The sequence below is a fragment of the Undibacterium sp. CY21W genome (assembly GCF_014284265.1).
Lineage (GTDB): Bacteria > Pseudomonadota > Gammaproteobacteria > Burkholderiales > Burkholderiaceae_D > Undibacterium > Undibacterium aquatile.
The window spans coordinates 910,058-933,549 of sequence record NZ_JACOGE010000001.1; the positions used below are offsets into that span (position 1 = coordinate 910,058).

Here is a 23,492-nt window from a genome sequence, read left to right on the forward strand (position 1 = left end):
AAATAGCTATTTAATGCAGAACTTAATGCAGGACTTAATGCAGAACTTTGACGTCGGTCATGCTGCCTGAATTGGCATGAGATGTCTGCCAGATCAGATCTTCGATACCGCATTGCGGCTGGTATTCTGCCACCGTTTTTAACAACAGCGTACGTATTTGTTCATAGTCAAATGCGGTGCAGGCTTGCTCAAGCTCATTCAGAGCACGGCTTAATTGCTCCCAGGGAATTTCATTTTCCTGCGCGCGCATAATCAGCGGGTGGCTGGTGCCTTCAACGTTGTCGCCGATCAGCAGTTCTTCGTACAGTTTTTCACCGGGACGCAGGCCGACGTGCTGTATCTCTATCGTTCCCTGCGGCGTAGTTTCTGATTTCACTTCCAGCCCGCTCAGATGCACCATGCGGCGCGCCAGATCGATAATGCGTACCGGTTCACCCATATCGAGCACAAACACATCGCCGCCTTCACCCATCGCACCTGCCTGCAACACCAGTTGCGCCGCTTCAGGGATGGTCATGAAATAGCGGGTGATTTCAGGATGCGTCAAAGTAATCGGGCCGCCTGCCATGATTTGTTTGCGAAACAGCGGCACGACTGAGCCTGACGAGCCCAGCACATTGCCAAAGCGCACCATACAAAAACGCGTGCTGTGCTGACCATGCGAAAACGCCTGCAAAATTAATTCTGCAAGCCGTTTGCTGGTACCCATGACATTCGTAGGACGCACGGCTTTATCAGTGGAAATGAGCACGAAATTAGCCACTTTCGCCTTGATCGCCGCTTGCGCCACTGCTAGCGTGCCGAATACATTATTGCGTATGCCTTCGACCGGATTGTGTTCGACCAGCGGTACGTGTTTGTAAGCAGCGGCGTGATACAGCGTGTCAATATTGCAGGCGGCAAAAATTCTGTCGAGCTTGGCAGCATCAAGCACGGTACCGAGAAACGGCAGTATCTCGACATCAAGATGAAGCTGTGCGCGTAGCGACAGCAATTCATGTTCGATCGCATATAAAGCGTATTCGGACATTTCCAGTAACACCAGCTTTTTGGGACGCTGACGCAGAATCTGGCGGCACAGTTCTGAACCTATAGAGCCGCCCGCGCCGGTGACCAACACATGTTTGCCGGTGATGCAGGTACTCAGTAAACGGGCATCCGGCTCGACCTGATCGCGGCCCAGCAAATCTTCAATTTCAACATCGCGCACATCCTGAACACGCAGTTCGCCATTGACCAGACTTTGTATGGAAGGCGTGACTTTAATTTTCAACTTCAGATGTTCGAGCTGATTCAGTATCTGCTTTTGCCGGGTTTTACTGGCCGAGGGTATCGCCAACAGAATCTGTTTGATCCCCAGTTTCACTACCAGCGCATCAATTTCTGCCGGGCTGTAAATCTGGATACCAGCGATCGTTGAGCGGTGCTTTTTTTCGTTGTCATCAATAAACGCAACGCAGATATGTTCACCGCCAGCCCGCAATGCCGTAGCGAGTTGCGCCCCGGCTTTTCCTGCGCCGTAAATGCAGACATGAATCACGTTGTCTGCCATATCGGCGCGCAGAAACCAGCTGCGTGCGAGAAAACGGCTGGCACCGAGATAGAGGATAGAACCGGCCCAGAAAAAGCCGAAGATCGCGCGTGAAATCGGCATGATGTGCAGCATCACGCCGATGAAGGCCAACAGCAGAACTGACGTGCAGGCACCGATAAAAATCACGCTGATAATTTTCTGATCGATAAAACGAATCACTGCACGGTACAAACCGATGCGGATAAAAATCGGGATGGAGACAACAGGGATAGAAACGATTAACCAGAAATAATGCCGGAACAATTCGGCGTTAAAACCATCGTAACGTAACCAGATCGCCAGTATGAAGATCAGCGGCAGACACAGCGCATCAAGCGCAGCGGCCATGATTTGCTTCTGCAGGCGGGGGAGATGGAGTAGCGTTTGCAGCATGAAGTTTGTCCTAATGCGTAATGCCGTCGCGACGTAAAACCTTGAAAAAGGTCATCAGCAATATGTGCATATCCAGCAGAAATGACTGATGTTGCAGATAATAGGCATCCAGTTCCACTTTCACCGGAATCGGCAATTCATCACGACCGTTAACCTGCGCCCAGCCCGTTAAGCCGGGCGGAATGGTGTGGACGTTTTTTTCAGTACGTAAGGCAATCAGATCATGCTGATTGTACAGCGCCGGACGTGGACCGACGAAACTCATATCGCCATTCAGGATACTCCACAGTTGCGGCAATTCATCCAGACTCGATTTTCTGAGGAACGAACCTATCGGCGTCAGATACTGATCCGGGTTATTCAACAAGTGCGTGGCAACTGCGGGCGTGTCTATGCGCATGCTGCGGAATTTCGGCATCTTGAAAATGACATTATTCTTGCCAACACGATCCGACCAGTAAACGGCAGGGCCGCGCGAAGTCAGCTTCACGCACAAGGCGGTGATCAGTATGGGCAACAGCAATATGAGTGTGGCACATACAGCGAGCAGCAGGTCAAAGCAACGTTTCAACATAGTGTTATGGTAATTGTGTCACGGTAGCGGCCAGTCCCTGTTCCACAGTATAGGGCGGAGTCCAGCCTAGCAATGTTCTCGCTTTGGTGATATCGACTTGCAATGATAAACACAGGCGATCAGCAACAGATTTTTTTCCGGCCAGCGTCGCCGCCAGCGTGAGTAAAGACGGTGGACACGGCAGCAAGCGTGATGGCACCTGCAAGGCTTTGGCGCACGCCTGCAATAATTCAGCGGTCGATAAATCCTGACCATCTGAGACCAGAAAAATTTCTTGCCCCGCATGCGGGTGATGCAGGCAGGTATCGATCAGACTGATCAGATTGCCGAGATAAACAAAGCTGCGTTTGTTTCTGGTGCTGGCCAGCGGCAGCGGTATGCCTTTTTTAACCCAGCGCAGCATGCTTAAAAAATTCGCTTTCACGCCTGGCCCATAGATCAGCGGTGGCCGGATGATCGTCACTGCCATGCCGGTTTGCTCACCCAGCTGCAACAGGGCAATTTCTGCTTCACACTTCGATATGCCGTACGGGTCTTCGGCAAGGGATACATCTTTTTCGCTGAACGGTTTTCCCGGTTGCGTCAGCTCGCCGTTGACTTTGACGGAACTGATAAAAATAAACTGGCGCACTCCCGCCGCTGCCGCTTGTCTGGCCAGAGCCAGCGTGGCGTCGACATTAACGCGACGGAACAAGGCCAGCGGATCAGCCGCGGACTCGTGCATCACATGCACACGGGCCGCGCAATGAATCACCGCGTCAATCTCATGCAAATGAGCAGACCAGTCGAGATCAGGAGAAAGCTCCGGAATCAGCGGGTTTGCCATCAGTGGGGATTGATAGCTGAGCGGCTGACGGCTAGGGCAGATCAGTGGGCGATTTTGTGCGAGAAAATATCTGGCGACTGCCTGCCCGACAAATCCACTCGCACCGGTAATGAAGATACGCTGAACCATGTTAGCGCGCGCCAGTTGTCCGGCGTGAATAGACAAAATATTTACGCGATAAAAATTTCAGAAAACTGCGGATAAACCAATTCGCGTGGGGCGACAACAGACTGCGGTTTTTATGTGCCGCAAAATGGACTGCCAGCAGTTGCGGGTAATAACGCACACCTTTTCCCAACATCAGATACGAGCGATAGCAAAGATCGACATCTTCAAAATACATAAAATAGCGATCATCGAACCCTTGCAGCGCTTCGTAATGGCGCGCATCGAATGCTAAAAACGCGCCCGAAGCCCAGTCTGCATGAAACGGCGCTGTGATTTTTTCTTTATCGTAGGCCTGCGTCAGCGAGCGTACGACGGCCATACGCAATGGCGAAAGAAAATCCGGAAACAAACGGATATTCGCATCAGTCCTGAGGTGATTTTCATCTTTAAACAGATTCAGGGTTGCCAGTGGAAACTGATCACGCTGCATTTCTTCAACCAGTTGTCTGAGCGTATCCGGGGTAATGGAAATATCCGGATTCATGACGACGAATATGTCACCTGAGCGCAAGCCGACACTATTTTGTATTTGCCGGAACAGAAAATTATTGTTCGCACCGAAGCCCAGCCCCGGAGAGGCATCGGTGTAAGAGACACCGTGCTGGTGGCAGTAGTCTTTTAATTTTGCGGATGGCAGATTATCTTTCAGCCACAGATGGATATCGTCATGCTGGCCGAGTAATCCGCCCAGCCGGGTTGAGATCAGCAGATCTTCATGTCCATGACTGATGATGGCAACATGAATCATAAGTGAACGATTCCATTCATATTTGGGTGTGAGGACATGCTTGCTGGCATCTGCTTTACTGTGCTGTCACGACGCGCGGCGTATGCGATTGCTGTGTTGGCGTACAGAGTAACAGCATTCGCTTTGCCCGCGATGAACTATTCCTTACCAGTATCTATGCCAGACTATCCGTCAACGCCGTTTGCCACGATGGCAACGTCAATCCGAAAGTGCGGCTGATTTTATCTGTGTTCAGACAGGAATTGACCGGTCTTGTTGCTGGTGTCGGGTATTCGCTGGCAGGAATTCCATGCACAACGGGTGCTGGCTTGTTCAGCAAACCACGGCTAGCCGCCTGACGCAGAATTTCCTCGGTAAAGCCACACCAGCTCGTGTGTCCGGTTGTCGTCAGATTATATAAACCCTGATATTGCGACCACCATTGTGCGCTATCCGGTGCGGCCAGCAGTTGTGCCAGAATCTGACAAGTAGCGTCGCTGATGGCTTTAGCCGATGTGGGGGCGCCCCATTGATCGTTGACGATACGCAGTTCGTCACGTTCATTCGCCAACCGTAACATCGTCAACAGGAAATTTTTACCGAAGCGCGAATAGACCCAGCTGGTGCGGAAAATCAGGTGACGACAGCCACTGGCGATAATGGCTTGCTCGCCTGCCAGTTTCGTTGCGCCATATACATTCAGCGGATGGGTGGCTTCTGTTTCTGTATAACTTTTTAAACCGGCTTGGGTATCGCGCAGACTGCCGTCAAAGACGTAATCTGTCGAATAGTGAATCAGACCAATATTGTGCTTTTTTGCTGCCGCAGCAAAGGCCGCTGGCGCTGTCACATTGATCGCTTCTGCTAATTCAGTTTCTGATTCTGCTTTATCGACTGCGGTATAGGCGGCCGGATTGATAATCAGATCTGGCTGTATTGCATCAACATATGCAGTAATCGCAGCCGCATCGCTTAAATCAAGCTGGCTGCGATCAGGGGCGATCACTTCATGCTGCGTACTGAGTTGCTGCTGTAAAGTATGGCCCAGCTGTCCCGTGACGCCGGTCAATAAAATCTTCATTCAAATACCTCGGCATCAGCGAGCAGTTTTCCTTGCTGATCTTTAGCAGACATGACCGGTTCGCCCTGAATCGGCCATTCAATACCAATTGCAGGATCATTCCATTGCAATGAGCGTTCGTATTCCGGCGCCCAGTAATCTGTGGTTTTATAGAGGAATTCCGCTTTATCGCTGAGCACAACAAAACCATGTGCAAAGCCAGGCGGGATCCAGAGCTGACGTTGATTTTCTGCGGACAGAACGACACCGGTCCACTGGCCGAAGCGTGGTGAGCTTTTGCGGATATCAACAGCCACATCAAACACTTCGCCGGTCACTACGCGCACCAGTTTTCCCTGCGCCTGTTTGATTTGATAGTGCAGGCCGCGCAGGATATTTTTTGCTGAGAGTGAATGGTTGTCCTGAACAAATTCAACATCGACACCCGTCAGTTCAGCAAACTTTTTCGCATTGAAGCTCTCAAAGAAAAAACCACGTTCGTCACCGAATACTTTCGGTTCTATGATCATGACTTCTGGCAGATTGGTAGGAATAGCTTTCATGGTTTAAAACGTCTTTTTTTCTAAGAGGTTCAACAAATAGCGGCCGTACTCATTTTTCTTCAGCGGCTGTGCCAGCGTTTCGAGCTGCGCGGCGCTGATGTAGTTACGGCGGAAGGCGATTTCTTCAGGGCAGGCGACTTTCAAGCCCTGGCGCTTTTCTATCGTCGCGACAAACTGACCTGCTTCCAGTAAAGATTCGTGGGTGCCGGTATCGAGCCATGCCATGCCACGTCCCATCAGTTCGACGTTTAACTCGCCTTGTTTCAGATAAACGTTATTGACATCGGTAATTTCCAGTTCGCCGCGTGGTGATGGTTTGATGTTGGCGGCGATATCGCAGACTTGCTGATCATAAAAATACAAGCCAGTCACGGCGTAATTTGACTTGGGTTTTGCTGGTTTTTCCTCGATGCTGAGTGCTTGTTTGTTAGCGTCAAAATCAACCACGCCATAGCGTTCAGGATCATGCACGTGGTAAGCAAACACGGTTGCGCCCTGATTTTTGGCATCGGCATTGCGTAATTGCGGTTCGAAATCGTGGCCGTAATAGATGTTGTCGCCCAGAATCAACGCAGAAGGAGAATTGCCGATAAATTCTTTGCCGATAATGAACGCTTGCGCCAGACCATCAGGTGACGGTTGCACTGCATATTGCAGATTAATACCCCATTGCGAACCGTCGCCAAGCAACTCAGAAAAACGTGGCGTATCTTGCGGTGTCGAGATAATCAGAATGTCGCGAATACCTGCCAGCATCAGCGATGTCAGCGGGTAATAAATCATCGGTTTGTCGTATACCGGCAGCAGTTGTTTGGAGATTGCCTGTGTGACCGGGTAGAGGCGTGTGCCGGAACCACCGGCCAGAATAATGCCTTTGCGGGTACTTGATGTAAAACTCATGCTTGTTCCTTGTTACTGTATTGCAGATCTACCCATTTCATGTAATCGCCGGATTGTACCTGCGCGACCCACGCATCATTGGCGAGATACCATTCCACTGTTTTACGCAGGCCAGTCGTGAACGTTTCAGCCGGTTTCCAGCCGAGTTCGCGTTCGATTTTGCGCGCATCAATAGCGTAGCGGCGATCGTGACCCGGGCGGTCAGTGATATGTTTGATCTGATCGCGGTAACTTCCTTGCGCCTTGGGTTGCAACTCGTCTAATAAATCGCAAATCGTGTGAACGACACTGAGATTGGTCTGTTCGTTCCAGCCTCCGACGTTGTAGGTTTCGCCCAGGCGTCCATCTTCAAGGACGCGGCGGATTGCTGCACAATGATCTGTCACAAACAGCCAGTCGCGCACTTGCTGACCATCGCCATACACCGGCAAGTCTTTACCTGCGCGGGCGTTGGTAATAATCAGCGGAATCAGTTTTTCCGGAAAATGATAAGGACCATAGTTATTCGAGCAGTTCGTCGTTAAGACTGGCATGCCATAAGTATGGTGATAAGCGCGAACCAGATGATCGGATGCTGCTTTCGATGCAGAATACGGGCTGTTCGGCGCGTAAGCAGTTGTTTCGCTGAATGGCGGATCTTCCGGACCCAGCGTTCCATACACTTCATCGGTGGATACATGCAGAAAACGGAAATCGTTTTTTTCCTGAACTTCGAGTGAATTCCAGTAAGCCCGCGCAGCCTCTAACAGGCTGAACGTGCCATTAACATTGGTTGTGACGAAAGCTGCCGGACCATGAATCGAGCGATCTACATGGCTTTCTGCCGCAAAATGCACGATCGCACGTGGCTTATGTTCTGCAAACAATGCTGTCAGTTTGTCGCCGTCACAGATGTCACCCTGGACGAAAATATGCCGGTTATCGTGACGTAAGCTTGTAAGATTGTTTAAATTGCCAGCATAAGTCAGTTTGTCATAATTGAGCACTGTCTCATCAGATTGTGCCAGCCAACTTAATACAAAATTAGCGCCGATAAATCCAGCGCCGCCTGTGACGAAAATCATAACTAACCCCTGTCTGAATTGCTTGTTTAATACCCAACCTTTAATTTTACTTGAGATAAGCCCTCAATCGGTCTATTTTGTGATGATTTAACGCTGCAATTTTGGTAATAACCATTTTTAATAAAATTTTGACATTCCAGATAATCATTTGTCTCTCTTTGGGCTGTGCTTTGCTATTTTGTTTGTACTGAGTTTCTTTATTTTTAATGTTTGGTGTGCCTTTTTGCGATATGAATCGTCGATTTAGGGCGCCAGGTATCCCTTGAAATAATCAAAATCAGCCCTATTTACAGGTGTAACGTGTATTTGAATGGAGAAACAGGATGCAAGAACAAGAAAATCATCAGGCTGAAAACCCTGCTACTGCAGTTGAGAGCGCTGAAGTTGCCACTGCGGAGACTGTTGTAGAGCAGCAAAATGATCCAGCGAATGACGCAGCAGCAAAAATTGCTGAGTTAGAAGCGCGGGTTGCTGAGCTGCAGGATGCTTTTATGCGCGCCAAAGCTGATGGTGAAAATATCCGTCGCCGTGCGCAGGAAGATATCGCGAAAGCACATAAATTTGCGATAGAAGGTTTTGCTGAAGCAATGGTGCCCGTCAAAGACAGTCTGGAAATGGCCTTGAAAGTGGAAACGCCATCCATTGATTCTTTAAAAGAAGGCGTGGAAATTACGCTGAAGCAATTGAATTCTGCATTTGAAAAAAATCGCTTGCTGGAAGTGAATCCGGCGCAGGCGGAAAAACTTGATCCGACTAAACATCAGGCTGTCTCTATGGTTCCGGCAGAGCAAGAGGCCAACACTATCGTGACTGTACTGCAAAAAGGCTACACGATTGCTGATCGTCTTTTGCGCCCGGCTTTAGTGACCGTTGCGCAAGGAAAGTAAGAAAAACGTAAAAAAACCGCATAAAACGCTTGAAAAGCGGGTTTTTTACCTTATATCCGGAACAGACGAGTTGGTTTTGCTGCTAAATTCAGACCGACTCACCAACATTGACAAATAAAATCTACATTCTAAGGGAAATATCATGGGAAAAATGATTGGTATTGATTTGGGTACAACCAACTCTTGCGTTGCAATCATGGAAGGCGGCCAGCCGAAAGTGATTGAAAATGCAGAAGGTGCACGCACGACACCATCGATTATCGCGTATCAGGAAGACGGCGAGATTCTGGTCGGCGCCTCTGCAAAACGTCAGGCAGTGACAAATCCGAAAAACACTTTATTTGCGGTCAAACGCCTGATTGGCCGTAAATTTGAAGAAAAAGAAGTGCAAAAAGACATCAGCCTGATGCCTTACACGATTTCCAAAGCAGACAATGGTGATGCGTGGGTTTCTGTGCGCGATAAAAAATTAGCGCCACCACAGATTTCCGCTGAAGTTTTGCGCAAAATGAAAAAGACTGCCGAAGACTACCTCGGTGAAGAAGTGACAGAAGCGGTCATTACCGTTCCTGCTTATTTCAACGATGCGCAACGTCAGGCAACGAAAGATGCAGGCCGTATCGCTGGTCTGGATGTGAAACGTATCATCAACGAACCAACGGCTGCCGCATTGGCGTTCGGTCTGGATAAAAAAGAAAAAGGCGATCGTAAGATTGCTGTGTATGACCTTGGTGGCGGTACTTTCGACGTTTCTATTATTGAAATTGCAGACGTTGATGGCGAAATGCAGTTTGAAGTGTTGTCGACTAACGGCGATACCTTCCTCGGTGGTGAAGATTTCGATCAACGTATCATTGATTACATCATCACAGAATTCAAAACGATTAATGGTCTGGATTTGTCCAAAGATCCTATCGCTTTGCAACGTATCAAGGCTTCTGCTGAGCGTGCAAAAATTGAACTGTCAAGCGCACAGCAAACTGAAATCAATGAGCCATATATCGCGATGGCGAATGGCGCACCGGTGCATCTGAACTTGAAAATCACGCGCGCCAAACTGGAAGCGCTGGTCGAAGAGCTGGTTAAGAAAACCATCGAACCTTGCCGTCTGGCGATTAAAGATGCTGGCGTTAAAGTATCAGATATCGACGACATCATTCTGGTTGGTGGTATGACCCGTATGCCTAAGGTTCAGGAACTGGTTAAAGAGTTCTTCGGTAAAGAGCCACGTAAAGACGTGAATCCAGACGAAGCAGTAGCGGTCGGTGCAGCAATTCAGGGTTCTGTATTGTCTGGCGATCGTAAAGATCTGTTGTTGCTGGACGTGACACCATTGTCGCTGGGTATCGAGACTCTGGGCGGCGTGATGACGAAGATGATACAGAAAAACACGACCATCCCGACTAAGTTCAGTCAGGTGTTTTCGACAGCAGATGATAATCAGCCTGCGGTAACGATCAAAGTGTTCCAGGGTGAACGTGAGATTGCTGCCGGTAATAAAGGTCTGGGCGAATTCAATCTGGAAGGTATTCCACCAGCAGCACGTGGCACACCACAAATTGAAGTCACGTTCGATATCGATGCGAATGGTATTTTGCATGTAGGTGCAAAAGACAAAGCAACCGGTAAAGAAAACAAGATCACCATTAAAGCAAACTCCGGTTTGACTGAAGAAGAAATTCAGAAAATGGTGAAAGATGCTGAACTGAACGCGGAAGAAGACAAAAAGGTCAAAGAACTGGCTGAGTCCCGCAATCAGGGTGATGCATTGGTGCACTCAACCAAAAAAGCGCTGGCTGAACATGGCGACAAACTGGACGCAGGCGAGAAAGAAAAAATCGAAGCTGCGATCAAAGAGTTGGAAGATGTGTTGAAAACCGGCGACAAAGTTGAGATCGATACTAAGCTTGGTGCTTTGACGACAGCGGCTCAGAAGTTGGGCGAAAAAGTCTATGCGGATATGCAGGCTCAGCAAGCTGCGGCTGGTGCAGCGGGCGGTACTGCGGACGCTGATGCAAAAGCTAAAGATGACGATGTTGTCGATGCAGACTTCAAAGAAGTGAAAGACAATAAGTAATTCCCAGTCTGACGGGCTTGCCCGTCATCACTCGCCGGGTGGCTCGCGCTTGCGTTGCTGGCCCGGCGTTTGCGCTTAATACAGAGGTTAACAAGAGATGGCGAAGCGTGATTTTTATGAAATTCTCGGCGTCGGTAAAAACGCTTCAGAAGACGAAATTAAAAAGGCTTATCGCAAGCTGGCAATGAAGTACCATCCGGATCGTAATCCGGATAATAAGTCTGCCGAAGAGAAATTCAAAGAAGCCAAAGAGGCTTACGAGATGCTTTCCGACAGCCAGAAACGGGATGCCTACGACCGTTACGGTCATGCCGGTGTTGATCCGAATATGGGTGGCGGCGGTGGCGGCGGTGCAGGCGGTTTTGCTGATGCGTTCGGCGATATTTTTGGTGATATTTTTGGCGGTGGTCGTCGTAGTGCCGGACCACAAGTTTATCGCGGTGCTGATTTGCGATATAACCTCGAGATCACACTCGAACAGGCCGCTAACGGATTTGATACGACGATACGTGTGCCTAGCTGGGATGAGTGCGATACTTGCCACGGCTCCGGCGCAAAACCCGGTACGTCACCAGTAACATGTACCACTTGTGGCGGACACGGTCAGGTACGGATGCAGCAAGGTTTGTTCAGTATCCAGCAAGCCTGTCCTAAGTGTCATGGCACAGGGAAAATGATTCCTGATCCATGTACCGCTTGCTCAGGTGTTGGTCGCATCAAACGCAATAAAACACTGGAAGTCAAAATTCCAGCAGGGATAGATGATGGCATGCGTATCCGTTCATCGGGCAATGGTGAGCCTGGCGTCAACGGCGGGCCTCCGGGTGATTTGTATGTAGAGATACATATCAAGCAGCATCCGGTATTTCAGCGTGAAGGCGACGATCTGCATTGCGAAATTCCAATTTCCTTTGTGAAAGCAGCTTTGGGCGGCGAGATTGAAGTACCTACGCTGAGTGGCAAAGCATCGTTCACTGTACCGGAAGGAACGCAGTCAGGTAAAACTTTCCGTTTGCGCAGCAAAGGCGTGAAGGGCGTACGTTCGGGTTATGCTGGCGACTTGTTCTGTCACGTTGTGATAGAAACGCCAGTCAAGCTGACTGAAAAGCAAAAGCAGTTGTTGAAAGATTTTGAGCAGTTGACGGTAGAAGGTGGGGCGAAGCACAACCCCCAAAGTAAAACCTGGATGGATAAAGTAAAAAAATTCTTTGAATAATTTTGCTAAAAAAAGCCCCGTTGATGTTGAACGGGGCTTTTTAACGTTTACTTCCCGTGTTGTCGGAGATCGGTATTTAGATGCAGGCATCAGGCGGATAAATTTACCGCTAAATTAGAGAGCGGACTCCAAAATCAGCGCTGACGATACGCCCGGGAATCGGTTAAGCTAAAGAGCCAATATAAAAACTACATTATAAGTAGCGGTGCCCGGATTTATCAGCGACAGCATCTTATCAGCCAAGCCTGATCAATCTGGAATCAATAAAATATCAACAGGAGACAAAAATGCGTTGGAATCAATATAAATGTTGGTTAGCCGGGCTGGGTCTGACCCTGCTCAGTACAGCAAATGCCGGTACCGTGGATATAGCGGGTGCCAAATTTGAAGATACGGTGCATGTTGCAAACACCGATCTGAAACTGAATGGAGCCGGGATCCGTTACAAAGCTATTTTCAAAGTGTACGCAGCAGGCTTGTACCTTAAAGACAAGAAAAATACCGTACCTGAAGTACTTGCTTCGCAAGGCCCGCGTCGGGTCACGATAGTGATGCTGCGCGATCTCAGTAACGAAGATTTTGGCCGCGGCTTTATGCAAGGTATACAACAAAATACAGACAAAGCAGAAAAAGTGAAATTCACTTCGCAGTTTCTTCGTTTCGGCGAGTTGTTTGCATCCGTTCCTGAATTGAAAAAAGGGGATGTCATGGTGAACGACTGGGTTCCCGGCGTTGGTACGGTGGTGTATTTAAATGGAAAAAAAATGGGTGAACCTTACCCTGACATCGGATTTAACAACGCATTGCTGCGCATCTGGTTAGGTGAAAAACCCGTTGACAGCGGCTTGAAGAAAGCGATGCTGGCTGAGCCTGACGACAGAAATATGTATCGTTAATTTACCTTGATCTGAAACAGAGAAAGCCGTACCTGCCTGGGTATGGCTTTTTCTGTTTATGCAGCTTACCTGCATAAAGGTTAGAATCACGCCTGTTTTCAATATCAGGACAGGATGATGACCGAGAAAAATCGTGCCGAATTAACTCCGGAACAGTTATTTGAAAATAATCGTCAATGGGCGCAGGCAATCTCCAATCGGGATGCTGATTTTTTTAAAAAACTCGCAGCCCAGCAAAATCCTGAATATCTGTGGATAGGCTGCTCTGACAGCCGGGTCCCTGCCAATGAATTGCTGGGGCTGTTACCTGGTGAGTTATTTGTACACAGAAATATCGCCAACGTTGTCGTTCATTCAGATTTAAATTGCCTCTCTGTGCTGCAGTTTGCAGTCGATATTCTGGGCGTCAAACACATTATCATCTGCGGTCATTATGGTTGCTCAGGCGTACATGCTGCAATGACCGGGCGGCGTGTCGGTCTGGCCGATAACTGGCTGCGTCACGTACAGGATGTACATCAGAAGCATGAGCGCTATCTTGGTGAAACACTGAATACAAAACAGCGCGCAGACCGCTTGTGCGAACTGAACGTGATCGAACAAGTCGTCAATCTGTGCCAGACCACCGTGATTCAGGATGCGTGGGAACGCGGCCAGACACTGACTGTGCACGGCTGGGTCTATGGCATTCAGGATGGCTTATTAAATCCACTGGGAATGGCGGTCAGTTCACCGGAAATGCTCGCCACCCAGTTTGCCGAGAGTCTGACCCGGTATCAGGACTGAACAACATATATCCGCTTCATTCAATTCTGATGGCCAGATCGCGTCCAGATCTGGCCATGTTGCCGGCATAGTCTGCGGCAAAAATCCGCAGAATATAATCACCGGCAGCCAGTTTTTCTACAGGCAGGTGAGCATTTCTGGCATAACCGTCACGCACGACATTACTGGCCTGATACAAAAAGCGGGTTTTGGCGTTGCCATGCACGGTAATACCGCTGCCATCTGCATAGGCGACTTTGACAGACGAGCGATCAGGCGGTAACTGATTAAATTCTATCGTCATCAATGCTTGCTCATAACCGGCGACAGCTTTGCCATTCGCATGCAGGAATTGATAGCCTATCTTGTATAAGCCCAGTCGTCTGCGCGACAGATTGTCATCGCTCTGGTCATACGCATCGACAAGCAGATTCAATGGCGGGCTCTGGCGTGGGATGAGGAGGCGATTATCCTGTTTTCGTTTCAGCGGTTGTCCCTGATCGTCTGTGATTTGTATCGACTCAATCACCGGTTCTGTTTCATCTTTAAAGCCGGGGAACGGCAAGGCCAAGGGATTGATTTCGCCGCTGCCGAGGCTGTAATTCAGATGGACATGGTACATGCGGTTGATACTACCTAAAGCATCCCCGGTTTTAAATTTTGTTCCGCGCGGAATTCTGACTGCAGCTGGCTTTCCCTGCATATCATTCAGAATCTGAAAGCGCCGGGCATCGATCAGCAGATTGTCGTGGTCGCGTCCTGCTTTCATGTGGATGTAAGAAAAATGATCGATATTGATTCCTTCATTCAGCGTGCCAAATCCCCATGCAGTGACAGGATGACGCACCTTTTCGTCGGCAACGGCATACACGGTCGCGCCGAGATTGCCTTGTATATCAAGCCCGCTATGAAAATGATCGCGCGCTTCACCATCCGTTTTTCCACGCACCTCTCCCATTGTGCCGACCACTTCGTGTGCTGCTTGAAATGGCTTTAAGGGCCACGGAAAAGTCTGACCGGCAAACATCGTTTGTAGGTTTAGGTTGGCGACAGGAAATCTGCTTTGCTCCGGCGTGGCTGGCTGCTCTGATGTCAGCCGGTATATCGATGTGGTGGCTGAATCTGCGACCATGACTTCACCGGTTGGTGTCACCAGCAAACCGCTTGGTGAAGATAGCCGTAAAACCTTCTCGTCACCGGCGACAAAATCAACATCGATGCCTGTGACGCCTCTGAGTATGCCGTCTGGCGTCAGATGCAAAATCCGGCCTTCGCCACTTTCTCCGATATAAACGTGATCATCATGCGTGATGGCCAGCCCGACCGGGCGGCGCATCAGCGCATTTTTATCATTGGTGGCGGATTGCTGCAGCGTGCTGACCATACCCGTCTGCGTCAGTTTACGAATCGCGTTATTGCGCGTATCGGCGATGATCAGATCCTTGTGCGAGTTGATTGCAATGCCAGACGGCGTATCGAATAAGGCATCGCTGGCAGCGCCATCCAGCAAACCATTTTGCTTACCGCCAGCGATGGTGCTGACTTTACCGTCGGTCGATATGCGGCGAATTTTATCGTTATAGGTGTCAGCTACATAGACGTTGCCATCGGCATCAACAGCGACGGCCAGAGGTGCGTTCAGTTGCGCCGAAGTGCCATCACCATCACGATCACCGGCTTGCCCGTTGCCTGCCAGTGTTGTGACTAGTCCCTGGCTGGAGATTTTGCGTATCGCATGATTGCCGGTATCGGCGACATACAGATTGCCCTGTTTATCGATGGCGATGCCGGAAGGTGTATTGAAAGCAGCCTGCATAAGTTCGCCATCGGCGAAACCTTCTTTGCCCCCGGCATAGACGCTGACCTGACCATCGGGGGCGATACGGCGTATTACATTGTTGTCGGCGGCATCAGTGATATACAGATTGCCTTCCTGATCCTGCACCATGCCGAAAGGGTCAGCAAAACGTGCCTGCAATGCCGCACCGTCACGTTTTCCCGCAGTGCCATCGCCAGCGAAACGTAACACATACGGATGCCAGTCGGTGGACGTTGGCTGTAGTCGCGGCTTTCCTATCAGTTTTTTGCCGATGTTTGCCATCAGGCTGTCACGGTGTTGATTGCCGGAGAATGGTGAGAAAAAGTAAGCAGCGCTGCCAAGCAGCAGAGTAATCACCAGCGTTGTGATCAGTGCTGGTTTCGAGAAATGCATTGCCACCTGAGATTCCAATATGGGTATATGAGTGTCGCAGCTTAGCGTATTTACCTGCAGATCACCAGCCATTCGGCGCTGGCAACGACAGACGAAAATTCATGCCAGAATGCAGTCTGATTTTGTAAATAGCGCTACCCAATATCAGCATTCGCATTGGCTTCTGGCGGCATTTCGTGCCAGCAGGCGCATGCTATATGGGACGCTTGAAATTAATCCCTTATTGCGACCAGATGAGATGAAAACGATGAAAATCAGCCTGCAACCGAAAAAGCTATTATTGTCGAAATGGACGGCGGTACAAGTCGTCGCGAAGCAAAAGCATTTCATTGTCAGTAAAGTGATTCAGCCTGAGTCAGCCGCGTTGTCTGATGTACCGCCAGAGTTGATCGAAATCGAAGCGGTGTACAGCAAAGAGGTGCGTCAGATTCCGTGGCGCGAATCACAGGATGAGCGCCTGTGGAAACGGGGCTGGCACTGAAACTAACGCTGACTCTGACTTCGTGCTTATGTGCCCGTAGTGCGGAGTTCCAGTTTGCCGTCGCGTAATTTCAGTCTATGCATGTCGGGCAGGGCGATCAGTTCGCGGTCGTGGCAAACCACCACCACGCTGCTGCCCGCCTGTGTCAGCGTCGGGATCAGGGCGATCACCTGTTCCCGCGCTTCGCCATCCAGATTGGCGGTTGGCTCGTCCAGCAATAGTAAACGTGGCTCCAGCACTTTGGCACGCGCCAGCGCCACTCTTTGTTTTTCACCGCCGGATAAATGCCGCGCATCGTGATCACTGAGATGCAGTATGCCTGCCCAACACATCGCGAGCGCGACTTGCTTTTCAATATTCTCCGCTTTTCTTAAACGCAAACCGTAGGCGATGTTTTCGGCAACCGTGCCGGAAAACATCACCGGGTGTTGGTGCACATAAACGATGTCGGTACGTAAGTGGCGCGGATACGGCGCAAACGTCGTTGCGTTATCCAGGTATTTCACTTCGTCTATCTGCGCCTGCTCGAGTCCTGAGAGTATGCGTAGCAGCGTACTTTTACCGCTGCCATTCATGCCCGTCAGCACATAAGCGCGCGATTGTTCGATGTTCAGTTCGGCGATGTCGAGCAGGTGCCGCTGCCCGAACGATTTGCGCAAACCGCGTACTTGTAAGAGTGTACTCATTGCAGTTGCTCCGCATTCCGGGTGTCGCCCTGCAACAGCATCAGCGCCGCATTCATGACCAAGGCCAGTGCAATCAAGACCATGCCGAGCGCAATGCCCTGCGCAAATTCACCTTTACTGGTTTCGAGGGCGATGGCCGTTGTAATGGTACGGGTTTCACCGGCGATATTACCGCCGACCATCATGGCGCAGCCGACTTCGGATAAGACACGTCCAAAACCGTTGATCAGCGCCGCCATCACGCCGAAACGCACTTCATGCAGCACCGTCCACATTACCTGGCGGCGATTCGCGCCCAGCGTGATCGCGGTTTCCGCCAGTCGCGGGTCGGCCGATTGCACCGCGCTCAGGGTGAATGCGGTCAGGACTGGAAATGCGATGACGGCCTGACCCGCAATGATGCCGGTCTGGCTGAACAACCAATGCCATGAGCCGAGCAAGCCCTGACGGCTTAACAGCAGATACAGCAATAAACCAATCAGCACCGTCGGCAGCGACAGGGCGGCCTGCACCAGCCAGATCGCGATACGGCGGCCAGGAAACGCGTGGCTCGCAATGGCATAGCCGAGCAGCAGCGCCGGTGGCGTTGCAAAGGCTAAACCGACCAGTGAAGTTTTCAGCGATACCCAGACAATATTCCACAGCGTTTCATCGCCGCTGAACAAGAGGGAAAACGCGTCCTGAATCGCGATGCTGATATTCATAAATTAAAATCAGAAGCAGTGTTCTGGTCCGGGGAAAGACTGATCCTTCACCGCCGCGACATATGCCGTCACTGCCGCATCAATACTGGTCTGACCTTCCATGAAATTTTTCACAAAACGCGCTTTGCGCCCAGGGAAAACGCCGAGTAAATCGTGCATCACCAGCACCTGACCTGAACAATCCGCACCGGCACCGATACCGATGGTCGGAATCGTCAACGAGTCGGTGACCTCTTTGCCGAGAGCGGCAGGAATCGCTTCGAGTACCAGCAAAGTGGCGCCGGCCGCTTGCACTGCGAGTGACTCTGCTTTGAGTAAATCGGCGGCGGCAGTGGTTTTACCCTGGACTTTATAACCGCCGAGCTGATGCACGGATTGTGGCGTCAGCCCCAGATGCGCGCAGACCGGAATCGCGCGCTCAGTTAAAAATTGTATGACGGGCAGCAACCAGGTTCCGCCTTCGAGTTTCACCATCTGTGCGCCGGCCTGTATCAGCGGCACGGCATTGTTGTATGCGGCTTCCGGTGTGGCATAGCTGCCGAACGGCATGTCGGCCACGATCAGCGCTTTCTGATTGCCGCGTGCAACAGATGCGGTGTGGTAGGCAATGTCGGCAATCGTCACTGGCAGCGTGGATTGATGTCCTTGACAGACCATGCCAAGCGAGTCGCCGATCAGCAATACTTCGACGCCGCATCTGTCCATCAATGAGGCAAAGCTGGCATCGTAGCAAGTCAGCATCGTGATTTTGTTGCCTTGCTCACGCATAGACATTAAGCCGGGAATGCTGACTGCTTTACGGTCTTGCAAATATTCCGCCATGTGTTTCTCCAAAGGTAAAGCTGTCAGGACTTGTTGCTGACAGCGTCATCAGGCGCTCGCGCCCTAATTCCTGAAAATAAAATAAACCGCGCCGACCAGACATAAACCTGCCCAGACATAATCGAGTTTGAATGGTTGTCCCATATAGAACATCGCAAACGGCACGAATACGATCAGCGTCAGCGCTTCCTGCAAAATTTTGAGCTGCGCCAGACTGTACTGAGTGTAACCGATACGATTCGCCGGTACTTGCAGCAGGTATTCGAACAGCGCAATGCTCCAGCTGATCAGCGCAGCGATCCACCAGGTTTTGCTGGATAAATTCTTCAGATGCCCGTACCAGGCGATGGTCATGAAGACGTTTGACAGCGTTAACAAGCCGGCAGTTTGTACGATAACTGGTATTTGCATGGGAGTATCCCGTAAAAATGGCTTAATGTCCTTGATTTTAAAGGGGCTTAAAAAATACTGGGGGGAGTATATTTAAACCGATTTAGCCCGCCGGTAACCTGAAAATAGCCTGCTGTGCGACCCCGGCGACAAAGGTCTGTGCCTGACCCTGACCGGGGATATCGATTTCCGCTGCGATTTCCAGCAACGGTAGCAGCACAAATGCACGTTCTGTCATGCGCGGATGCGGCACGCTCAGTTGCTCTGTCGCGATCTGCTGATCCGCATATAACAGCAAATCCAGATCCAGCGTGCGCGGGGCGTTACGGTAAGGACGCTCACGACCAAATGCCTGCTCGATTTCCTGCAAGGCCAGTAATAAATCAACGGCGCTCAGGCCGGTGGCGATGGCCGCCACGGCATTCACGTAATCGTCACCGCTGGAATCAATTGGCGCGCTGCTGTACAGCGACGAGGCGCGTTGCAACTGCGTTGCCGGAATCTGGCCAAGGCGGGCGATGGCTTGCCGCACCGTATCCTGTGCATCGCCCAGATTCGCACCGATACCGATGTAAGCCAGCATCATTCCTGCGCTGCCGCCTTACGTGGCGCACGGCGCCGTGGTTTGCGCTTTTTCGCTGCACTGGCACCCGCCGGGGTTTTCGGTTTGCTGTTAATCAGGCGTTCACGTTCATCGGCATCGCCATTGATGAAGGCAGTCCACCATTCGCCGATCTCGGCATCGATCTCGCCCGAGGCACAACGTAGCAACAGGAAATCATAGGCTGCCCGCATGCGCTGATGTTCTAGCATCTTGTACGGCGTTTTGCCCACCCGCTTTTCGAAGCGCGGCTGCATTGCCCAGATATCGCGCATATCGGCGCCGATTTTGCGTTGAATCGCGAGTGCATCTGTTTGCGTATTCAACACATCGTCGGCCGCCAGATGCAGTGCCGGAATCGGAAATTCTCCGGCTGCCTTGTAGGCTTCCCATTTTTCCAGTACCTGATGCCACAACAGCGAGGCGAACAGGAAACTTGGTGAAACGCGTTTACCCTGTTGTATGCGTTCATCGGTATTCGCCAGCGCCAGCGTGATGAATTTCTCACCCATAGGCTGTTCCAGCACCACATCCAGCAAAGGCATCAGGCCGTGATGCAGGCCTTCTTTGCGCAGTTCCTGCAGACACGCCATGGCATGGCCGCTGGTCAGCAATTTCAGCATTTCATCGAAGACGCGTGCTGCCGGCACGTTATTGATCAGCGGCGCCATCACCGCGATCGGTGCCTGCGTAGCTGGGTCTATCGTAAATTGTAATTTTGCGGCAAAGCGCACCACGCGCAGCATACGTACAGGGTCTTCGCGGTAACGCGCTTCCGGTACGCCGATAATGCGCAGGATTTTTTTACGGATATCTTTGATGCCGCCGTGGTAATCGAGCACCGTTTGCGAGGCCGGATCGTAGTACATCGAATTGATGGTGAAATCGCGTCGCGCCGCATCTTCGTGCTGCTCGCCAAAGGTATTGTCACGCAGTACGCGACCATGTTCATCCTTTGGTGCTGCATCGTTGGATGGGCCGCGGAAGGTCGTGACTTCAAGCAAATCCTGACCGAACATCACGTGCACGATCTGGAAACGACGGCCAATGATAAAGGCGCGCCGGAACAGGCGTTTAACTTGTTCTGGCGTGGCGTTGGTGGCGATGTCGAAATCTTTCGGTTTTACGCCAGTCAGCAGATCACGTACCGCACCGCCAACGATGAATGCCTTGAAACCATTTTCCTGCAAGGTCTGCGTCACGCGAATCGCGTTCGCCGACACCAGTTGCGGATTGATGCCATGCTCTTTCGCGCTCAGCACAGTTGGCTTGCGATTGCTGACGGCAGCTACGGTAGCTTCCGGGGCGCTTTTCACGCCGAGTATTTTGCGAATAAATTTCTTGATCATTGTTTGTCGAACAGCTGGATTTGAGGCCATCCTTTTGCCAGCGCATGTGCTCTCAATCTGGCATTCGGATTGGTGGCGACAGGATGTGTCACGACCTCGAGTAAAGGGATATCGTTATGGGAGTCGCTGTAAAAATGGCTGCTGCCAAAATCGCTGAGTTGTTTTTCTTGTTTTGCTAACCAGTCCTGTAAATGGATGACTTTGCCCGCGCCCGAAGTCGGCACGCCCAGCAGTTTACCAGTGATATTGTTGGCAGCATCGAGCTCAGGCTCGGCAGCCAGTAAATGCGGCACTCCCAATGCCTGTGCAATCGGTGCGGTGACAAAGCGATTGGTCGCCGTGATAATCGCGATCAGGTCTTCCTGATCCTGATGTTTTTTCAGTAAATCAAACGCGGCCGGTAACAAGGCAGGCTGTATGACTTCCTGCATGAACTGCTGATGCAGCTCGTCGATTTTCTTGCGTGGAAATTGTGCCAGCGTGCCGAGTGCAAATTCCAGATACTCCACCGGATCCAAAGTGCCTGCCTGATATTGCGCAAAAAAATCGGCATTCCGTTTGGCAAATGCTTCAGCATCGACCGCGCCGACGCGGCATAAAAATTGGCCCCATTCATAATCGGAATCGATAGGAATCAGGGTGTGGTCGAGATCAAATAAAGCAATATTGGGCATGCTGTTGTATTCCGGATTCAGGGCTGTTGTTGCAGCATCAGTTCACGCAGGAGCGGCAAGGTAATCGGGCGCTTGGTGACCAGCGAATAATGATCGAGCTGATCCAGCATCGCGGTTAATGAACTCATGTCGCGCCGGTAGTGCGTGATCAGATAGGGTAACACGCCTGCCGATAACTGGATGCCGCGTGCCTGCGCAGCACGTTCCAAGGCGTCTATCTTATCTTCGTCGGTGAGTTCATGGAGCTGATAAATCAGCCCCCAGCCAAAGCGGGTACGTAAATCATCGCGCACATTCAAGATCATCGGCGGATGGTTGCCTGCTGCCACCAGAAAACCGCCGCGCGCCCTGGCTTCATTAAACAGATTGAACGCCGCAATCTGGTTCAGTGGCGATAATTGTTCGCAGTCGTCAAGCAGGTACAGGCTGACTTCATCGCTGAAATCAAATGCTTCTTCCGGCGCATTGGCGGGGATGTAGCGGGAATCCGGATGATCTGCGAGGGCATGCAGCAGATGGGTTTTACCCGCTCCGGCTTCACCCCAGATATAGACCGAGCGCTCGCCATACTGACTCGCAATGCGTTGCGAGAATAAACCCAGTAATTGTGCCAGTTCGGCATTTTGTCCGACCACAAAGGTAGCAAGGGATGGCAGTTTTTGCGCATCCAGATCGAGTAAAAGTTGCCTCATGGCTGGCGATAAAAAGGGCTGTTCAGGTAAGAGCTGCGTATATGTTTGACGGCTACCGAGATAATTGCCGACGCCGGTAAGGCAACCAGAATACCGATGAAACCAAATAACTGACCAAACGCCATCAGCGCAAAAATAACGGTCAGCGGATGCAGGCCGATGCGTTCACCGACCAGACGTGGCGTCAGTATGAATGATTCTAAAAATTGTCCGAAGCCATAAATAATGCCGACGTAAATTAATCCGCTCAGATCGTTAAATTGTAAGACCGCGCCGATCAGGGCGAGCGCCAGTCCTATGCCGTAGCCGAGATAAGGAATAAACACCAGGAAACCGGTGATGATGCCGACGGGCAGCGCCAGATCGAAACGGGCGATGCTCAGTGCGATCGCATAATACGCAGCAAGCACGATCATCACCAGAATTTGTCCGCGCAAATACTGGGCAAGAATATCGTCAACCTCATTCACGGCATTGTTCGCTCCATGCACCCAGCGACGCGGGATGAAATGCGCGATCCTGTGAATCAGCGGGTGCCAGTCCAGCAACAGATAAAACAGCACTATCGGAATCAGTAATAAATTCGCCAGCAGACCGAGCAGGGCAGTGCCGCCAACGCGTATCGATGACAAAACCGCCTTGCCGATGACGTCGCCGCTGCCAGCCATTTGCTCGGTCAGCAAGGCTTTAATTCCGGTACTGTCGAGGCGGATGGTGAACCCGTAATGCGCCAGAAGCGGCGAAATCATCTGGTCGAATTTATCAAAAAAACGCGGTATCTGTTCTTGTAACTGCGGCGCTTCTTTTTGCAGGATAGGCACGATAATCAATACCATCGCCAACGCCGCAGCGATGACGAAAATAATCAACAGCGTGGCTGCCACTGAGCGCGGCAGACGCAGATTTTTGTATCGCAGCGCACACAGTTTATCGACCCAGGGGTTGAGTACGTACGCGAGTATCGCGGCGACGATGAATGGCATTAACACCGGACCGAGCAACGACAGCAATAGCAGGAACGCTGCACCGACGAGGATCCAGAGTAGGGATTGCTTTTGTTCTGGCGAAAAAGAAAATGGCATTTTCAGATGGTGTGCTTGCAAATAAGTTGTCGGCTTGTTACGTATCGCCCAAATATAGGTCAATACGCAGTCATTTTGTTAAAATAGCGGTTTTGCCGGAGTTTTCTGGC

At 50.9% G+C, this 23,492-nt stretch carries 24 protein-coding genes; 6 read left to right on the forward strand and 18 right to left on the reverse strand.

Annotated elements, in window-relative coordinates; genetic code table 11:
* Positions 1 to 34: 34 nt before the first annotated feature.
* From H8K29_RS04035 to rfbB, 8 genes are all read right to left on the reverse strand, one after another.
* Positions 35 to 1,966, reverse strand: coding sequence for a nucleoside-diphosphate sugar epimerase/dehydratase (locus tag H8K29_RS04035; RefSeq protein WP_186896473.1), 1,932 nt, complete (start codon positions 1,964 to 1,966; stop codon positions 35 to 37).
* Positions 1,967 to 1,976: 10 nt separating this feature from the next.
* A complete protein-coding gene (locus H8K29_RS04040) occupies positions 1,977 to 2,537 on the reverse strand; it encodes a sugar transferase (protein ID WP_186896606.1) in 561 nt (186 codons plus the stop codon).
* Between the two features lie 7 nt (positions 2,538 to 2,544).
* Complete coding sequence (locus H8K29_RS04045) at positions 2,545 to 3,531, reverse strand: SDR family oxidoreductase (protein WP_255423235.1); 987 nt, start codon at positions 3,529 to 3,531, stop codon at positions 2,545 to 2,547.
* Positions 3,497 to 4,282 carry a glycosyltransferase family 2 protein gene (locus H8K29_RS04050; RefSeq protein WP_186896474.1) on the reverse strand — a complete coding sequence of 262 codons (786 nt, stop codon included), beginning with the start codon at positions 4,280 to 4,282 and terminating at the stop codon, positions 3,497 to 3,499. The genes H8K29_RS04045 and H8K29_RS04050 overlap by 35 nt, the downstream gene beginning before the upstream one ends.
* A gap of 154 nt (positions 4,283 to 4,436) precedes the next feature.
* Entirely contained in the window at positions 4,437 to 5,342 is a 906-nt protein-coding gene (gene rfbD / locus H8K29_RS04055; protein WP_186896475.1) for a dTDP-4-dehydrorhamnose reductase, read from the reverse strand.
* A complete protein-coding gene (gene rfbC, locus H8K29_RS04060) occupies positions 5,339 to 5,884 on the reverse strand; it encodes a dTDP-4-dehydrorhamnose 3,5-epimerase (RefSeq protein ID WP_186884883.1) in 546 nt (181 codons plus the stop codon). Before rfbC ends, rfbD begins: the two co-directional genes overlap by 4 nt.
* Positions 5,885 to 5,887: 3 nt before the next feature.
* A complete protein-coding gene (rfbA, locus tag H8K29_RS04065) occupies positions 5,888 to 6,784 on the reverse strand; it encodes a glucose-1-phosphate thymidylyltransferase RfbA (protein ID WP_186896476.1) in 897 nt (298 codons plus the stop codon).
* Positions 6,781 to 7,848 (reverse strand): dTDP-glucose 4,6-dehydratase, encoded by a 1,068-nt coding sequence (rfbB, locus tag H8K29_RS04070; RefSeq protein WP_186896477.1) that lies wholly within the window; start codon positions 7,846 to 7,848, stop codon positions 6,781 to 6,783. The genes rfbA and rfbB overlap by 4 nt, the downstream gene beginning before the upstream one ends.
* A 323-nt stretch (positions 7,849 to 8,171) precedes the next feature.
* Here rfbB and grpE point away from each other — a divergent pair, with 323 nt between their 5' ends.
* From grpE to can, 5 genes are all read left to right on the forward strand, one after another.
* Complete coding sequence (grpE, locus tag H8K29_RS04075; RefSeq protein WP_186896478.1) at positions 8,172 to 8,735, forward strand: nucleotide exchange factor GrpE; 564 nt, start codon at positions 8,172 to 8,174, stop codon at positions 8,733 to 8,735.
* A 142-nt stretch (positions 8,736 to 8,877) separates the two neighbouring features.
* Complete coding sequence (gene dnaK / locus H8K29_RS04080; protein ID WP_186896479.1) at positions 8,878 to 10,812, forward strand: molecular chaperone DnaK; 1,935 nt, start codon at positions 8,878 to 8,880, stop codon at positions 10,810 to 10,812.
* A 97-nt stretch (positions 10,813 to 10,909) separates the two neighbouring features.
* A complete protein-coding gene (gene dnaJ / locus H8K29_RS04085; protein WP_186884888.1) occupies positions 10,910 to 12,028 on the forward strand; it encodes a molecular chaperone DnaJ in 1,119 nt (372 codons plus the stop codon).
* 287 nt (positions 12,029 to 12,315) lie between these two features.
* On the forward strand, positions 12,316 to 12,924 hold the full coding sequence (locus H8K29_RS04090) for a chalcone isomerase family protein (protein ID WP_186884889.1): 609 nt from the start codon (positions 12,316 to 12,318) through the stop codon (positions 12,922 to 12,924).
* A gap of 117 nt (positions 12,925 to 13,041) precedes the next feature.
* Entirely contained in the window at positions 13,042 to 13,710 is a 669-nt protein-coding gene (gene can, locus H8K29_RS04095) for a carbonate dehydratase (protein ID WP_186896480.1), read from the forward strand.
* 16 nt (positions 13,711 to 13,726) lie between these two features.
* Here can and H8K29_RS04100 read toward each other — a convergent pair whose 3' ends face one another.
* Entirely contained in the window at positions 13,727 to 15,901 is a 2,175-nt protein-coding gene (locus H8K29_RS04100) for an NHL repeat-containing protein (RefSeq protein WP_255423258.1), read from the reverse strand.
* 238 nt (positions 15,902 to 16,139) lie between these two features.
* Here H8K29_RS04100 and H8K29_RS04105 point away from each other — a divergent pair, with 238 nt between their 5' ends.
* Positions 16,140 to 16,382 (forward strand): TIGR02450 family Trp-rich protein, encoded by a 243-nt coding sequence (locus H8K29_RS04105; RefSeq protein ID WP_255423236.1) that lies wholly within the window; start codon positions 16,140 to 16,142, stop codon positions 16,380 to 16,382.
* A gap of 26 nt (positions 16,383 to 16,408) precedes the next feature.
* On the opposite strand, the gene H8K29_RS04110 is transcribed toward H8K29_RS04105, so the two are convergent.
* The 9 genes from H8K29_RS04110 to H8K29_RS04150 form a co-directional block, all read right to left on the reverse strand.
* Positions 16,409 to 17,068, reverse strand: a complete 660-nt coding sequence (locus tag H8K29_RS04110) for an ATP-binding cassette domain-containing protein (RefSeq protein WP_186896482.1) — start codon at positions 17,066 to 17,068, stop codon at positions 16,409 to 16,411.
* Positions 17,065 to 17,772 carry an ABC transporter permease gene (locus tag H8K29_RS04115; RefSeq protein WP_186896483.1) on the reverse strand — a complete coding sequence of 236 codons (708 nt, stop codon included), beginning with the start codon at positions 17,770 to 17,772 and terminating at the stop codon, positions 17,065 to 17,067. The genes H8K29_RS04110 and H8K29_RS04115 overlap by 4 nt, the downstream gene beginning before the upstream one ends.
* 9 nt (positions 17,773 to 17,781) lie before the next feature.
* Positions 17,782 to 18,594: a 3-methyl-2-oxobutanoate hydroxymethyltransferase gene (gene panB / locus H8K29_RS04120; protein WP_186896484.1), complete on the reverse strand. Its 813-nt coding sequence runs from the start codon at positions 18,592 to 18,594 to the stop codon at positions 17,782 to 17,784.
* Positions 18,595 to 18,657: 63 nt separating this feature from the next.
* Positions 18,658 to 19,005 carry a DMT family protein gene (locus H8K29_RS04125; RefSeq protein ID WP_186884895.1) on the reverse strand — a complete coding sequence of 116 codons (348 nt, stop codon included), beginning with the start codon at positions 19,003 to 19,005 and terminating at the stop codon, positions 18,658 to 18,660.
* Positions 19,006 to 19,087: 82 nt separating this feature from the next.
* Positions 19,088 to 19,567, reverse strand: coding sequence for a 2-amino-4-hydroxy-6-hydroxymethyldihydropteridine diphosphokinase (gene folK, locus H8K29_RS04130; RefSeq protein WP_186896609.1), 480 nt, complete (start codon positions 19,565 to 19,567; stop codon positions 19,088 to 19,090).
* A complete protein-coding gene (gene pcnB, locus H8K29_RS04135; RefSeq protein ID WP_186896485.1) occupies positions 19,567 to 20,934 on the reverse strand; it encodes a polynucleotide adenylyltransferase PcnB in 1,368 nt (455 codons plus the stop codon). Before pcnB ends, folK begins: the two co-directional genes overlap by 1 nt.
* A complete protein-coding gene (locus H8K29_RS04140; protein ID WP_186896486.1) occupies positions 20,931 to 21,608 on the reverse strand; it encodes an HAD family phosphatase in 678 nt (225 codons plus the stop codon). The genes pcnB and H8K29_RS04140 overlap by 4 nt, the downstream gene beginning before the upstream one ends.
* Positions 21,609 to 21,625: 17 nt before the next feature.
* Positions 21,626 to 22,300, reverse strand: coding sequence for a DnaA regulatory inactivator Hda (gene hda / locus H8K29_RS04145; protein ID WP_186884898.1), 675 nt, complete (start codon positions 22,298 to 22,300; stop codon positions 21,626 to 21,628).
* Entirely contained in the window at positions 22,297 to 23,382 is a 1,086-nt protein-coding gene (locus tag H8K29_RS04150; protein ID WP_186896610.1) for an AI-2E family transporter, read from the reverse strand. The genes hda and H8K29_RS04150 overlap by 4 nt, the downstream gene beginning before the upstream one ends.
* Positions 23,383 to 23,492 lie beyond the last annotated feature (110 nt).

What these genes read in the sequence shown, in the direction of transcription:
- H8K29_RS04035 (WP_186896473.1), bottom strand. Translation starts at nt 1,966, where the DNA reads ATGCTGCAAACGCTACTCCATCTCCCCCGCCTGCAGAAGCAAATCATG.
- H8K29_RS04050 (WP_186896474.1), bottom strand. Translation starts at nt 4,282, where the DNA reads ATGATTCATGTTGCCATCATCAGTCATGGACATGAAGATCTGCTGATC.
- rfbD (WP_186896475.1), bottom strand. Translation starts at nt 5,342, where the DNA reads ATGAAGATTTTATTGACCGGCGTCACGGGACAGCTGGGCCATACTTTA.
- rfbC (WP_186884883.1), bottom strand. Translation starts at nt 5,884, where the DNA reads ATGAAAGCTATTCCTACCAATCTGCCAGAAGTCATGATCATAGAACCG.
- rfbA (WP_186896476.1), bottom strand. Translation starts at nt 6,784, where the DNA reads ATGAGTTTTACATCAAGTACCCGCAAAGGCATTATTCTGGCCGGTGGT.
- rfbB (WP_186896477.1), bottom strand. Translation starts at nt 7,848, where the DNA reads ATGATTTTCGTCACAGGCGGCGCTGGATTTATCGGCGCTAATTTTGTA.
- grpE (WP_186896478.1), top strand. Translation starts at nt 8,172, where the DNA reads ATGCAAGAACAAGAAAATCATCAGGCTGAAAACCCTGCTACTGCAGTT.
- dnaK (WP_186896479.1), top strand. Translation starts at nt 8,878, where the DNA reads ATGGGAAAAATGATTGGTATTGATTTGGGTACAACCAACTCTTGCGTT.
- dnaJ (WP_186884888.1), top strand. Translation starts at nt 10,910, where the DNA reads ATGGCGAAGCGTGATTTTTATGAAATTCTCGGCGTCGGTAAAAACGCT.
- H8K29_RS04090 (WP_186884889.1), top strand. Translation starts at nt 12,316, where the DNA reads ATGCGTTGGAATCAATATAAATGTTGGTTAGCCGGGCTGGGTCTGACC.
- can (WP_186896480.1), top strand. Translation starts at nt 13,042, where the DNA reads ATGACCGAGAAAAATCGTGCCGAATTAACTCCGGAACAGTTATTTGAA.
- H8K29_RS04100 (WP_255423258.1), bottom strand. Translation starts at nt 15,901, where the DNA reads ATGCATTTCTCGAAACCAGCACTGATCACAACGCTGGTGATTACTCTG.
- H8K29_RS04105 (WP_255423236.1), top strand. Translation starts at nt 16,140, where the DNA reads ATGAAAACGATGAAAATCAGCCTGCAACCGAAAAAGCTATTATTGTCG.
- H8K29_RS04110 (WP_186896482.1), bottom strand. Translation starts at nt 17,068, where the DNA reads ATGAGTACACTCTTACAAGTACGCGGTTTGCGCAAATCGTTCGGGCAG.
- H8K29_RS04115 (WP_186896483.1), bottom strand. Translation starts at nt 17,772, where the DNA reads ATGAATATCAGCATCGCGATTCAGGACGCGTTTTCCCTCTTGTTCAGC.
- panB (WP_186896484.1), bottom strand. Translation starts at nt 18,594, where the DNA reads ATGGCGGAATATTTGCAAGACCGTAAAGCAGTCAGCATTCCCGGCTTA.
- H8K29_RS04125 (WP_186884895.1), bottom strand. Translation starts at nt 19,005, where the DNA reads ATGCAAATACCAGTTATCGTACAAACTGCCGGCTTGTTAACGCTGTCA.
- folK (WP_186896609.1), bottom strand. Translation starts at nt 19,567, where the DNA reads ATGCTGGCTTACATCGGTATCGGTGCGAATCTGGGCGATGCACAGGAT.
- pcnB (WP_186896485.1), bottom strand. Translation starts at nt 20,934, where the DNA reads ATGATCAAGAAATTTATTCGCAAAATACTCGGCGTGAAAAGCGCCCCG.
- H8K29_RS04140 (WP_186896486.1), bottom strand. Translation starts at nt 21,608, where the DNA reads ATGCCCAATATTGCTTTATTTGATCTCGACCACACCCTGATTCCTATC.
- hda (WP_186884898.1), bottom strand. Translation starts at nt 22,300, where the DNA reads ATGAGGCAACTTTTACTCGATCTGGATGCGCAAAAACTGCCATCCCTT.
- H8K29_RS04150 (WP_186896610.1), bottom strand. Translation starts at nt 23,382, where the DNA reads ATGCCATTTTCTTTTTCGCCAGAACAAAAGCAATCCCTACTCTGGATC.